Source organism: Herminiimonas aquatilis, from assembly GCF_042665175.1.
Classification (GTDB): Bacteria; Pseudomonadota; Gammaproteobacteria; order Burkholderiales; family Burkholderiaceae_D; genus Oxalicibacterium; species Oxalicibacterium aquatilis.
Genome location: NZ_JBHTCC010000002.1, coordinates 574,199 through 587,606, shown reverse-complemented (window position 1 = coordinate 587,606; position 13,408 = coordinate 574,199). Strand labels below are relative to the sequence as shown.

Genomic DNA, 13,408 nt, shown 5'->3' with positions numbered 1-13,408 from the left:
CATGAAGCGACTTCTGATCATGGCCGCAGGCACCGGCGGACATATTTTTCCGGGTTTGGCAATTGCAGAAACGATGCAGGCACGCGGCTGGGAAGTGACCTGGCTCGGGACCGAACACGGGATGGAGCGCGATCTGGTGCCCAAGACCGGCATCGCAATGGATACGATTTCTTTCGCCGGTTTGCGCGGTAAAGGTTTGAAGCATACGGTCACCGGCGTGTTGCGCATGCTGGCAAGTTTCAAAACCTGCTATTCGATATTGGCGCGCCGCAATCCCGGCATCGTGCTGGGGATGGGCGGCTACGTGACAGTGCCGGGGGGCTGGATGGCAAAACTGCGCGGCGTGCCGCTGGTGTTGCTGAACGCGGATGCCGCTTTGCTGTTGTCAAATAAAACGCTGACGCCGATTGCAGAGCGCGTGTTGTTCGGTTTTCCGGCAGATTTCGGCAGCGCTGCTGGTAAGGCTGTCGTGACCGGCAACCCGGTGCGCAAAGAAATCATCGCATTGGCGCCACCGACCGAACGCTACACGCAACACAGCGGTCCATTGAAGGTATTGGTAGTCGGCGGCAGTCTTGGTGCGCAGACATTGAATGATGTATTGCCGGCCGCATTGGCGCTAATTCCTGCGGCTCAGCGTCCGGTCGTCGCGCATCAGTCGGGGAAGAAGAATATCGATGCATTGCGTAGCAATTATGCGGATGCCGATGTGGATGCCGAAGTAGTCGACTTCATCAACGATATGCCGCGTCGCTATGCGGATGCGGATCTGGTGATATGCCGCGCCGGAGCAATTACGGTTTCAGAATTGACTGCGGCCGGCGTGGCCAGTGTGCTGGTGCCTTTGCTGGTATCGACGACGACGCACCAACGCGACAATGCACTTTGGATGGAACAACAACAGGCGGCAATTCATTTGCCGCAAACCGCATTGAACGCGCAAGGTTTGGCGACCTTGCTGCAAAACATGACCCGTGAAAAATGCACAAAGATGGCCGAAGCGGCGTATGCCAATGGCCGCCGCGATGCGAATGCTGCGATCGCCGATGTACTTGAAAAGTTAGTGAAGATTGTATGAAACATAAAGTCAAAAATATCCATTTCGTAGGAATAGGCGGCAGCGGCATGAGCGGCATCGCCGAAGTATTGCTGAACCTCGGTTATACGATTTCGGGTTCCGATCTGGGCAGCAACGCCGCTACGCGACGCCTGATTGAATTCGGCGCGAAGGTCACGCTCGGTCATGCTGCAGAAAACATTGCGAACGCGGATGCCATCGTGACGTCGACTGCGGTTCAGGCTGACAATCCTGAAGTGATAGCCGCGCGCGAAAAGCATATTCCGATCGTGCCGCGTGCAGTGATGCTGGCCGAGTTGATGCGCCTGAAGCGCGGGATCGCGATTGCCGGCACCCACGGCAAAACCACGACTACCAGCCTGGTTGCTAGTGTGTTGGCGGAAGGCGGCCTTGATCCAACTTTTGTCATCGGCGGTTTGTTGAATAGCGCCGGCGCCAACGCCAAGCTAGGTACTGGTGAATTCATCGTTGCCGAAGCGGACGAATCAGATGCATCCTTCCTGAATCTGTCGCCAGTGATTGAAGTCATCACGAATATCGATGCCGATCATATGGAAACGTATGAGCACGATTTTGAAAAATTGAAAACGGCCTTCGTTGAGTTTACCCAACGCCTGCCGTTCTATGGCGTTGCTGTGTTGTGTATCGACGATGCGAATGTGCGCTCCATCATGCCGCGCATTTCCAAGTTGATCACTACTTACGGTTTCCATGAAGATGCAGAAGTGCGTGCAATCGATGCCAAGGCAGTCGATGGTCACATGCAATTCACGGTGATTCAGGATGGCTATTCACCTATGAATGTGAGCTTGAATCAGCCAGGCATGCACAACGTGCAGAACGCGTGCGCCGCGATTGCCATTGCGCGCGAATTGGGTGTGGACGACAAGGCGACGCAAAAGGCGCTGACCGAATTCAATGGTGTCGGTCGTCGTTTTACGCGTTATGGAGAAATAAATATACAAGACGTCAACGGCCAGCCTGCTGGTTCGTTTGCTCTGGTGGACGATTACGGTCATCACCCGGTAGAAACCGCAGCAACGATATCGGCCGCAAGGGGTAATTATCCGGGACGTCGTTTGGTACTGGCATTTCAGCCGCATCGTTACACTCGCACCCGCGATCTGTTCGAAGACTTCGTCAAGGTTTTATCCACGACCGATTTGCTGGTGCTGGCGGAGGTGTATGCAGCGGGTGAGCAGCCTATCGTAGCCGCCGATGGCCGGGCTTTGGCACATGCCTTGCGCGTAGCCGGCAAAATCGATCCCGTGTTTGTGGAAGAAATCGTGGATATGCCAGCGACGATCATGAATGTCATCAAGGATGGCGATGTTGTCATCACGATGGGTGCAGGATCGATTAGCGGCGTACCGGCCAAGTTAAAGCAAATGCAGGATCAGGTTTAATCATGACGACAAATTTGAAATTCGAATTCGGCAAGGTCGGCGTTTTGTTCGGCGGGCGGTCTGCCGAGCGCGAAGTGTCCCTGATGTCGGGCAAGGGTGTATTGGCTGCGCTGCAAAGCAAGGGTATCGATGCGCATCCTTTCGATCCAGCTGAACGCAGCCTGGCAGAATTGGCCGCTGAGAAATTCGACCGCGTCTTTATCGCCTTGCATGGCAGCTATGGCGAAGATGGCACCTTGCAGGGCGCATTGGAGCAACTGGGCATTCCATACACAGGCCCTGGCGTGATGGCATCGGCGATTGCGATGGACAAGGTCATGACCAAGCGCATCTGCCTGAGCCACGATGTGCCTACACCGAAGTTTGCCGTGCTGGATTCGGAAACAACGACAGCCGATCAACTGCAAGCGATCGCGACAGAATTCGGCTTGCCTTTGATGCTGAAAGCGCCGCATGAAGGATCGACGATCGGCATCGCCAAAGTGGAACAGAAAAGCGGTATGCAAGCAGGCTTTGATCTCTGTGCAAAGTATGACAGCGTGGTGTTGGTCGAACAGTTTGTAAAGGGGCGCGAGTTGACGGTGCCGGTAATCGGGAGCGGTCGCCATGCGCGTGCCCTGCCTATCGTTGAGATACGCGCGCCGCAAGGAAACTACGATTACCAGCATAAATATTTTAGCGATGACACGCAGTACTTGTGCCCTGCGCCGCTGGATGAAGTTTTCACTAAACGTGTGCAGGTATTGGCTGTAAATGCATTCAATGCAGTGGGTTGCACCGGCTGGTCGCGTGTCGATTTCATGATTCGCGAATCGGACAATGAACCGTTCCTGTTGGAGATCAATACGTCGCCGGGCATGACCAGTCATTCGCTGGTGCCTATGTCGGCCAAGGTGGCTGGCACCGATTATGAAGATTTGTGTGTAGAGATTTTGCGTTTGGCAAAACTTGAATTGAAACCGTCGCAGCACCTTAAAGGCAATTGATCAAACCATGTGGCAAGACATCAAAATGTTGAACGCAACCGCCAATGCCTTGTTCGGCCTGGTTGCGCTCGCACTGATTTCTGCCTGCCTGTGGTGGGTTGCGCAGCGGCCGTACTTCACATTGAAAGTGATACGGATTGAAGGTGCGGAACAAGCGCAATTGCGCCATATCAATCCATTGACTGTGCGCAGTGCTGCGCTGGCGCGCATCAAGGGGAATTTTTTTACGGCGAATCTGGACACGGTGAGACAGACATTTGAATCGGTACCTTGGGTACGCAAGGCGACCGTGCGCCGCGAGTGGCCGAATCAGTTGACGGTAACGCTGGAAGAGCATTCGCCGCTCGGCACGTGGGGCGAAGACGGCCGTCTGTTGTCGACCAAGGGCGATGTCTTCACCGCCAATCTGGCTGAGGCGGAAGAAGACGCCGATCTATTGGCTTTTAACGGCCCCTTGGGCAGCGAGAAAGAAATAATTGCGCGATTGAATGATTTGAATACGTGGTTTGCACCTTTGGATGTCACGGCGGATGCGCTGTATCTGTCGGGCCGCTACGCGTGGACAGTGAAGTTGAGCAATGGCGTGATGGTGGAATTGGGTAGGGAAAAAAGCAGTGCGACGTTAAAGGAGCGTGTAGAGCGATTGGTCGGGATTTATCCACAATTGGTCGCACGCTTGCAGGACAGGATTGAAAGTATCGACATGCGTTATCCAAACGGTCTGGCCTTGAAGGCGCAAGGGTTGACCGCTGGATCGGACAGTAAAAAAAAGTAAGCGGAACAATATGACAAAAGACGCAAAAAACCTGATCGTTGGCCTCGACATCGGCACCTCTAAAGTGGTGGCGGTAGTGGCGGAAGTGTTGCCTAACGGTCGCCACGAAGTGATCGGCCTTGGCCAGCACGAATCCAGGGGATTGAAAAAAGGCGTGGTCGTCAATATCGAGGCAACGGTGGAATCGATACAGCGCGCCCTGGAAGAGGCCGAGCTGATGGCCGACTGCAAGATACGCAATGTGTATACAGGTATCGCCGGCAATCACATCCGCAGCTTCAATTCCAGCGGCATGGTTGCGATCAAGGATAAAGAAGTTACCGCTACTGACGTCGCACGCGTGATTGAAACAGCGAAGGCTGTTAACATTCCGACCGATCAACAATTACTGCATACCGTACCGCAGGAATTTATTGTCGACAATCAGGAAGATGTGCGTGAACCAATCGGCATGAGCGGTATCCGACTCGAGGTAAAAGTTCACATTGTCACGGGTGCAGTGTCAGCAGTACAGAACATCGTCAAATGCATACGTCGTTGTGGTTTGGAAGTATCGGATCTGATCTTGCAGCCGATGGCTTCGGCAGATGCAGTGCTGACCGCAGACGAAAAAGAATTGGGTGTGGTCTTGATCGATATCGGTGGCGGCACAACCGACGTGGCGATCTTTACCGAAGGCGCGATTCGCCATACGGCTGTAATCCCCATCGCTGGCGACCAGATTACCAACGATATCGCGATGGCAGTGCGCACGCCGACTGCAGAAGCGGAAGAGATCAAGCTGCGTTACGGCATGGCCAAGCAAGTGTTGGCCGATCCGGGCGAAACGCTGGAAGTGCCAGGCTTGGGCGATCGCGGTACGCGTACCCTGTCGCGTCAGGCTTTGGCTGCAGTGATCGAACCGCGCATAGAAGAATTGTTTTCCCTCGTGCATCAGGTGGTGCGCGAATCCGGTTACGAAGAAGTGCTGTCATCCGGCATCGTCTTGACCGGCGGCACATCGATGATGCCCGGGATGGTGGAGTTGGCAGAAGATATTTTCCTGAAGCCTGCGCGTTTGGGTACGCCCGAATACAACGGCCAACTGGCAGATGTGGTACGTAGTCCGCGTTATGCAACGGTGTTGGGTTTGTTGTTGGAAGCAAAGAAGCAGTATTTACGCGGACACATCGTCACGCGTCAGGACGGATCGGCGACTGCGCTGGTACGTCGGATGAAAGAATGGTTCTTGGGTAATTTTTAAGTTTGGTTTCAAGCTCAGTTTTAAATTCAGTATTTAGTTTTTGTATTTATTTTGTTTATTTAATTTCGTATTTAATTTATGTATTAACCAGCAGTTGGCAGTTGCTAGTCGTCACACCGCGTGATGCCTATCAACTGGGAACTGCAACTTCTTTAAGGAAATAATCATGGAAATCGATATGCTCGAGAATGTAACGCAAGGTACCGTGATCAAAGTGGTTGGTGTTGGTGGTGCTGGTGGCAACGCCGTACAACACATGATCAACCGCGGCGTCAGCGGTGTGGAATTCATCGTCGCTAATACCGACGCGCAAGCCTTGCAGATGTCGAAGGCACATAACGTCATTCAGATCGGCGAAACCGGTTTGGGCGCTGGGATGAAGCCTGCAGTCGGCCGTCAATTGGCTGAAGAAACCCGTCCACGTATTGAAGATGCATTGCGCGGCGCGCACATGGTATTCATCGCGGCAGGTATGGGCGGCGGTACCGGTACCGGCGCAGCGCCGATCATTGCGCAAATCGCGCGTGAACAAGGTGCGTTGACGGTGGCTGTGGTTTCCAAGCCATTCTCGTACGAAGGCAAAAAATGCATGGACATCGCCGACGAAGGTCTGGAAGCGTTGGGCCAGCACGTTGATTCACTGATCATCATCCTGAACGAAAAACTGGAAGAGATCTATGAAGATGACAGCATGATCGAATGGCTGCAACACGCGGATGACGTGTTGAACAACGCAGTTGCAGGTATTGCAGAAATCATCAACGTTCCAGGTCACATCAACGTCGATTTCAATGACGTGAAAACGATCATGGGCGAACAAGGCAAGGCAATGATGGGTACCGCAACCGCGCACGGCGTTGATCGTGCACGTATCGCTGCAGAACAAGCAGTTGCGTCGCCTTTGCTCGACGGCATCGACCTGTCCGGCGCGCGCGGCGTACTGGTTAACGTGACTGCCAGCCGTAGTCTCAAAGGTAAGGAAATCAAGGAAGTCATGGCAACCGTGCGTGCATTCGCAGCACCTGATGCATCGATCGCGCAAGGTATTGCGTACGATGATGAAATGGGCGACGACATCCGCGTGACCGTAGTCGCGACTGGTTTGGGTCGTGCGCGCAAAGGCGTGCAACTGGTGCAAACACCAATGTTGCGTACCGGTACACACAATGAACCTATGATGGCAAATACCGGCATGGCTGCTGGCATGACACACGGTAGCGCTCAACCAGCGTTTGACGGTTTGAAAGCGCCGGCAGTATGGCGTCGTGAATCGGCTTCCGATACGGTACGCGCTCTGGAGAAGAATGGCATGGAAACCTATGACATTCCTGCCTTCCTGCGCAAGCAAGCTGACTAAGCCAGCTAACTGATCAATGCACTGATTCTGCTTGGCCACTCGCAGGTGGCGCGACGAAAGTTGTCAAACCACCTGCAAAAAACGACAGAACAAGGCATACTTCGGTTTCTACGCCGCGCCAAGTGCGCGGCGTTTTACTAATCGGCACTGCCGTTAAAATTAATCAAAGGAATTCACAATGACAATCAAAGTTGGCGATCAATTGCCAGAAGCGCGTCTCGCGGAATACATCGATGTAGCAACTGAAGCTTGCTCAATCGGTCCAAGCAAAGTCATGGTGCACGAAGCTACCAAAGGTAAAAAAATCGCAATTTTCGCGGTTCCAGGTGCATTCACACCAACCTGCTCAGAAACACACGCGCCTGGCTACATCAAGGCAGCGGACCAGTTCAAAGCCAAAGGCGTTGATGAAATCTGGTGCATCTCGGTTAACGATCCATTCGTCATGGGCGCATGGGGCCGTGACCAAAAAGCAGTCGGCAAAGTACGTTTTATCGCTGACGGTAGCGGCACCTTCACCAAAGCATTGGGCATGGAATTCGATCTGACCAAAGGCGGCCTAGGCGTGCGTTCGCAACGTTATTCGATGTTGGTTGAAGACGGCGTCGTCAAGCAATTGAACGTTGAAGACAGCGGCCATCTGGAAGTGTCGACAGCAGAAAAATTGCTGGAACAGATCTAAGTTTTTCTGTTTGGAAAAGCCACCCGGTTGAGAGACCGGGAGGCTTTTTTTTGGCTTTGGATTTTGTTTGGCTTAATCAGCGGCTTTGCAATTAATACGATGGTCGTTTTATGATGCGCCGTTGCCGGGCTAGCGCGGCAACGGAGCGTGACCGAAGAAATAGCATTATTAGAGTAGTGCGTCCGCGCCGCCACCAAGCAAAACTCCCTGTTGTTTTCAACACATCGAACACGAGCCTAAGCAGGTGAATTTCCCCCGTGATTGCTATAATCGCGGGATGCTAAAACAACGCACCATCCAACAAACCGTCAAGTCCGTCGGCGTAGGCCTGCATTCCGGCACCAAAGTCGAATTGACGCTCCGTCCAGCCCCTATCGATACCGGCATCGTGTTCTATCGCGTCGATCTCGATCCTGTGGTGGAGCTGCCCGCGCAAGCGCTGCGCGTCGGCGATACCCGCATGGCATCTACCTTGCAAGTGGGCGATGCCAAAGTCTCGACAGTCGAACATCTGATGTCAGCTTGTGCTGGTCTAGGTATCGATAACCTGTATGTCGACCTGACCGCGGAAGAAGTGCCGATCATGGATGGCTCTGCATCGTCCTTTGTATTCCTGTTGCAGCAAGCGGGCTTGCAGGAACAGGAAGCCGCCAAAAAATTCTTGCGCATCAAGAAGACTGTAGAAGTACGCCACGGGAGTGGTGAGCGCGAAATCTGGGCGCGACTTGAGCCGTATGAAGGCTTCAAGCTCAAGTTTTTCATCGAGTTCAATCATCCTGCGGTGGATGGCACCGGCCAGACTGCAGAGATCGATTTCAGCTTTGAGTCCTATGTCAAGGATGTGGCGCGCGCACGCACTTTCGGTTTCATGCAGGATATGGAAACCTTGCGCGGCATGGGCTTGATCCGCGGCGGTTCGCTGGAAAATGCGATCGTGATGGATGAGTACCGGATACTGAATACCGATGGCCTGCGTTACGACAATGAGTTTGTGCGTCACAAGATACTGGACGCAATTGGCGATTTGTACCTGGTTGGTTATCCGCTGATTGCCAGCTATAACGCGCACAAGTCAGGGCACATGCTGAATAATCATTTGGTCCGGGCTTTGCTTGAACAGCCGGATGCTTACGAAATTGTCACTTTCGACAAAGTCGAATCGGCACCGAAAGACTATGTGCGCCAAGCCGATCTGGAGTGGGTACTGAACTGACGAGGCCAAGTCTGAATGGGGCAGGATGGCTGTCCGAACCTTACTTTGCGATGCGTCTATGTTGCATCAAGGATCCCAGCGCATTTTTGAGAGCTTGATTGCGTGGCGAGTTTTCCAGTGCCTCGCTGAGTTCTTCGAAAGCAGAAACCGCTTGTGACGGCAGCACTAATTGGTTGGAAGCTGTTGATTTTACAAGCATTTTGCTTACTTGCACTTTGAGACGGATTGCATTAACCTGCCATCCCCGCTGTAACAATTGTTCTTGTAACTTTGGACATTGTTGCTTCAGTCTCGCTGCCAGCGCCGCGTTCGGGACCGATAGAACCAGCTGGTCCGCCTCGAACTGCAATACGGCGCAGTGTGTAAACATGGCAGGAAGCGCCGCAGCACAATCTTTTTGTAGTGCGGCCATGCGCGTGATAGATGGCAGAAGTGCAGCCATCTTGTCGTGAGAGCGTAAGAATTCCGCAGCCCCTTTCGCAGTTTTTGTGAAAGGAGAGCTTTGCTTGAAAGGGGTAAATGAGGGTGCGCGCATCGTCATGAAACCTTATCACACCTCGTCGTCAACTGGCGAGGCAAGGGAGTCGCGATGCAGATTATTTTGTTGCACCCACGTTTTACCCACGCCAAATCCGTCACCTTGACGCATCGGCATCTGATGCTGGGTGTGGTCGCTTTTGTCGCGGCAGTCTTGTTGATGACGTCCCTGTTGTTCTACTTTATATCCAGTCATGCCGCCAGTCTGCCGGCTCCGTTACGCGATATGTTTGCCGGCGCAGCGCAAGGTGACGAGGCGCAAAAAGAAAAATTCCTGAAAGAAAATCTCGCCTTGATGGCACGCCGCGTGGGCGAAATGCAGGCGCAATTGATGCGTCTGGATGCCTTGGGGGAGCGCGTGCAGGGTTTGGCCGGCGTCAAGCCGACAGAATTCAATTTCAAGGAATTGCCGGGGCGCGGCGGTGTGGAGCCTATGGATAGCACCAGCAGCCGCGATCTGACCATGTCCGAATTCAAGGCGCTGCTGGACGCGATGTCGCATGATGTGGAACGCCGTGCCGATTACATGAATGTCGTTGAATCGACACTGATGAGCGACAAGATCAAATCCAAACTGCTGCCGACCAGCCAGCCGGTTAACGTCAGTTATAACGCGTCGACTTTTGGTCGGCGCCTGGACCCTTTTTCAGGGCGCAGCGCAATGCACGAGGGGATCGATTTCGCCGCCCCTATAGGCACGCCCATCATGGCAGCTGCGGGCGGTGTGGTGACGGTGGCGGAGTTTCATCCGCAATATGGCAATATGATGGAGATCGATCACGGTAACGACATGATCACTCGTTATGCCCATACGTCGCGACTATTGATGCATGTGGGCGATATTGTGCGACGCGGTCAGCATATTGCTGATATCGGCACCACCGGGCGTTCTACCGGACCTCACCTGCATTTTGAGGTGCGCATCAAGGGCGTGGCGCAAGATCCGCACAAGTTCTTGCTGGCTGGCGCCAATCAGGCGAGGTTGGCTAGCAAGTAGAGATGGGACATCATCGCTAATAAAGGATGGAAAATCGACAGACAAAGTCAGCTAATCGTTTATCCTTCTGAAGAAGTCGTTGCAGTGGTACGGTCAAGAACAAATTTGCAGTGCCAAGGTCATATCCCTGCAATAGAAGGCCACGCATTCATGAACTAGCTATTGTTTCCGGACTGATAAGCCCAATATGCCGGAAACCACATGATAAAATCCGTAATTTAGCCCAAGCCCAATTCGATGCAGCCCAAGTGGTGGTTGCTGTATCTGATTGTTTCAAGGCGCCTTTTTTAGAATCCAAGCATGTCATTACTGACTCAGATTTTCGGTAGCCGCAATCAGCGCTTACTCAAGCAATATCAAAAGACCGTTCGCGAAATCAATGCCTTCGAGCCGGCACTGGAACAGTTGTCGGATCAGGCCTTGCAGGCCAAGACGCCGGAATTCAAGGAGCGTCTCGCCAAGGGCGAAAATATCGACGACATCCTGCCGGAAGCATTTGCTGTTTGCCGCGAAGCGAGTAAACGTGTATTGAAGATGCGTCACTTCGACGTCCAGCTAATAGGCGGCATGGCGCTGCATTTCGGCAAAATCGCGGAGATGGGCACAGGCGAGGGTAAAACCCTGATGGCGACTTTGCCGACGTACCTGAATGCGCTGGTCGGCAAAGGCGTGCACGTCGTGACGGTCAATGATTATCTGGCGCAACGCGATGCCGAATGGATGGGCACCTTGTACGGCTGGCTCGGCCTGACTACCGGTATCAATCTGTCGCAGATGGATCATGATACGAAGCAGAGCGCCTACAGCTCTGACATTACCTACGGCACCAACAACGAATTCGGTTTCGATTATCTGCGTGACAATATGGTCTACGACGTGGCGGATCGCGTACAGCGCGATTTGCACTTCGCCGTGGTCGATGAAGTCGATTCGATCCTGATCGATGAAGCGCGTACGCCGCTGATCATTTCGGGGCAGGCAGAAAATCACACAGAGCTGTATCACAAGATCAATGAAGTGCCACCGCTGCTGACTTTGCAGATCGGTGAAGAAACGCCGGACGGCAAAGGTACGGTAGAAGTCCCGGGCGACTACACCAAGGATGAAAAATCCCACCAGGTGCTGCTGACCGAAGCCGGTCACGAAAAAGCCGAGCAAATCCTGACCAGCATGGGTTTGCTGCCGGAAGGCGCTTCGCTGTACGACGCCGCCAACATTACATTGATTCACCATTTGTACGCTGCTTTGCGTGCGCATACGCTGTATCACAAGGATCAGCATTACGTAGTGCAGAACGATGAAGTCGTTATCGTCGATGAGTTTACCGGCCGTTTGATGACGGGCCGCCGCTGGTCCGATGGTTTGCATCAAGCCGTGGAAGCCAAGGAACACGTGCGTATCCAGAATGAAAATCAGACCCTGGCGTCGATTACATTCCAGAACTACTTCCGTATGTACACCAAGCTGTCCGGCATGACCGGTACTGCAGATACAGAAGCCTACGAATTCCAGGAAATTTACGGACTCGAAACGGTCGTAATTCCGCAGAACCGTCCTAACCAGCGCAAGGACCGTCAGGATCAGGTCTACAAATCGTCGGACGAGAAATACGGCGCAATGCTGAAGGATATTCAGGATTGTTACGAGCGCGGTCAGCCGGTATTGGTAGGTACAACCTCGATTGAAAATTCCGAATTGTTGTCCGGTATTTTGAGCAAAGCCAAACTGCCGCACAATGTGCTGAATGCCAAGCAGCATGCACGCGAAGCGGAAATCATTGCGCAAGCAGGTCGTCCTAAAGCGATCACGATTGCGACCAATATGGCCGGCCGCGGTACCGATATCGTCCTGGGCGGCAACGTTGCCAAACAAGTGCAGATCATCGAAGCCAATCCGGATCTGACAGATGCCGACAAGGCAGCCCAAGCGCAAAAACTGCGTGACGAATGGCAATCGCTGCACGATCACGTCGTCGCGGCTGGCGGCTTGCATATTATCGGCACAGAACGTCACGAATCGCGTCGCGTCGACAATCAGTTGCGCGGTCGTTCGGGTCGTCAAGGCGACCCGGGTTCTTCACGTTTCTACCTGTCGCTGGATGATGCCCTGTTGCGCATTTTTGCCGGTGATCGCGTACGTGCGATCATGGATAGACTGAAAATGCCGGAAGGCGAACCGATTGAAGCGGGTATCGTTTCGCGGTCGATTGAATCGGCGCAGCGCAAGGTTGAAGCGCGTAACTTCGATATTCGCAAGCAATTGCTGGAATACGATGACGTCGCCAACGATCAGCGCAAAGTGATTTATCAACAGCGTAATGAATTGCTGGCAACGCAGGATGTCTCCGAGTTGATCATGTCTTTGCGCCAAGGCGTCTTCACCGATCTGTTCCGTACTTATGTGCCAGAACAATCGATGGAAGAGCAGTGGGATTTGAAGACGCTCGACGAGGTGCTGCGCAGCGAATGGCAAGTCGATTTCTCGCTGGCAGCCTTGCTGGAAGCCGAGCCAAATATCACAGATGAAGAGTTGCTTGAACGTTTGCTGAAGGCGACTGATACTGTTTATGATGAAAAAGTCGGCATCGTCGGCAAGGAATCGTTTGGCGGCTTCGAGCGCGGAGTGATGTTGCAGGGAGTGGATTCGCACTGGCGCGAACATCTGGCAGCACTGGATCACCTGCGTCAGGGCATTCATCTGCGCGGCTATGCACAGAAGAATCCTAAGCAGGAATACAAGCGCGAAGCCTTTGAACTGTTTGGCCAGATGCTGAATCTGATCAAGGATGAAGTCGTCAAGACTGTCATGACGGTGCGTATTCAATCGCGTGAAGAAATTGAAGCTGCGGAAGAACAACTGGCGCAATCGCATGTGGAAAATGTGCATTACCAGCATTCCGAATTTGATGCTGATGCGGCGCCTGAAGAATTGCTGGCACCGACTGCACAGTCAAGCGAAGCCTTTAAGGAGTCGCAAGGCGACGCAGTACCCAAGGTGGGTCGTAACGATCCGTGCCCTTGCGGTAGCGGCAAGAAGTACAAGCAGTGTCATGGTCGCCTCGCGTAATTCTGTGATCGCACGTTGAAAAATGAAGGGCGGGGTGTCTTACTCCCCGCCCTTTTTCTTGGGCTTTG

Annotated in this window: 11 protein-coding genes; 10 read left to right on the top strand and 1 reads right to left on the bottom strand. The window is 53.2% G+C overall.

All coding sequences use genetic code 11. The annotated features are described in order from the left end of the window. Position 1 precedes the first annotated feature (1 nt). The 8 genes from murG to lpxC all read left to right on the top strand — a co-directional run bounded on the left by murG (position 2) and on the right by lpxC (position 8,740). Positions 2–1,078, top strand: coding sequence for an undecaprenyldiphospho-muramoylpentapeptide beta-N-acetylglucosaminyltransferase (murG, locus tag ACFQO0_RS12295; RefSeq protein WP_382235036.1), 1,077 nt, complete (start codon positions 2–4; stop codon positions 1,076–1,078). Next, entirely contained in the window at positions 1,075–2,484 is a 1,410-nt protein-coding gene (murC, locus tag ACFQO0_RS12290; protein WP_382235034.1) for a UDP-N-acetylmuramate--L-alanine ligase, read from the top strand. Before murG ends, murC begins: the two co-directional genes overlap by 4 nt. 2 nt (positions 2,485–2,486) lie before the next feature. Beyond that, positions 2,487–3,470, top strand: coding sequence for a D-alanine--D-alanine ligase (locus ACFQO0_RS12285; RefSeq protein WP_382235032.1), 984 nt, complete (start codon positions 2,487–2,489; stop codon positions 3,468–3,470). Between the two features lie 7 nt (positions 3,471–3,477). Next, positions 3,478–4,245 carry a cell division protein FtsQ/DivIB gene (locus ACFQO0_RS12280; protein ID WP_382235030.1) on the top strand — a complete coding sequence of 256 codons (768 nt, stop codon included), beginning with the start codon at positions 3,478–3,480 and terminating at the stop codon, positions 4,243–4,245. Between the two features lie 10 nt (positions 4,246–4,255). Next, positions 4,256–5,488, top strand: a complete 1,233-nt coding sequence (gene ftsA / locus ACFQO0_RS12275) for a cell division protein FtsA (protein WP_382235028.1) — start codon at positions 4,256–4,258, stop codon at positions 5,486–5,488. A 166-nt stretch (positions 5,489–5,654) separates the two neighbouring features. Continuing rightward, the gene (gene ftsZ / locus ACFQO0_RS12270; RefSeq protein ID WP_304932930.1) at positions 5,655–6,845 is read left to right on the top strand and encodes a cell division protein FtsZ; all 1,191 of its coding nucleotides are present in this window, start codon (positions 5,655–5,657) and stop codon (positions 6,843–6,845) included. A gap of 178 nt (positions 6,846–7,023) precedes the next feature. Then, the gene (locus ACFQO0_RS12265; protein WP_382235026.1) at positions 7,024–7,527 is read left to right on the top strand and encodes a peroxiredoxin; all 504 of its coding nucleotides are present in this window, start codon (positions 7,024–7,026) and stop codon (positions 7,525–7,527) included. Positions 7,528–7,804: 277 nt separating this feature from the next. Next, a complete protein-coding gene (gene lpxC / locus ACFQO0_RS12260) occupies positions 7,805–8,740 on the top strand; it encodes a UDP-3-O-acyl-N-acetylglucosamine deacetylase (protein ID WP_382235024.1) in 936 nt (311 codons plus the stop codon). Between the two features lie 40 nt (positions 8,741–8,780). Here the strand turns inward: lpxC and ACFQO0_RS12255 are convergent, their stop codons facing one another. Continuing rightward, on the bottom strand, positions 8,781–9,281 hold the full coding sequence (locus ACFQO0_RS12255) for a DciA family protein (RefSeq protein ID WP_382235022.1): 501 nt from the start codon (positions 9,279–9,281) through the stop codon (positions 8,781–8,783). A 48-nt stretch (positions 9,282–9,329) separates the two neighbouring features. On the opposite strand from ACFQO0_RS12255, the gene ACFQO0_RS12250 reads away from it, so the two are divergent. Both ACFQO0_RS12250 and secA read left to right on the top strand, forming a co-directional pair. Continuing rightward, positions 9,330–10,274, top strand: coding sequence for a M23 family metallopeptidase (locus ACFQO0_RS12250; protein ID WP_382235020.1), 945 nt, complete (start codon positions 9,330–9,332; stop codon positions 10,272–10,274). A gap of 300 nt (positions 10,275–10,574) precedes the next feature. After that, positions 10,575–13,340, top strand: coding sequence for a preprotein translocase subunit SecA (gene secA / locus ACFQO0_RS12245; RefSeq protein WP_382235018.1), 2,766 nt, complete (start codon positions 10,575–10,577; stop codon positions 13,338–13,340). Positions 13,341–13,408: the final 68 nt, after the last annotated feature.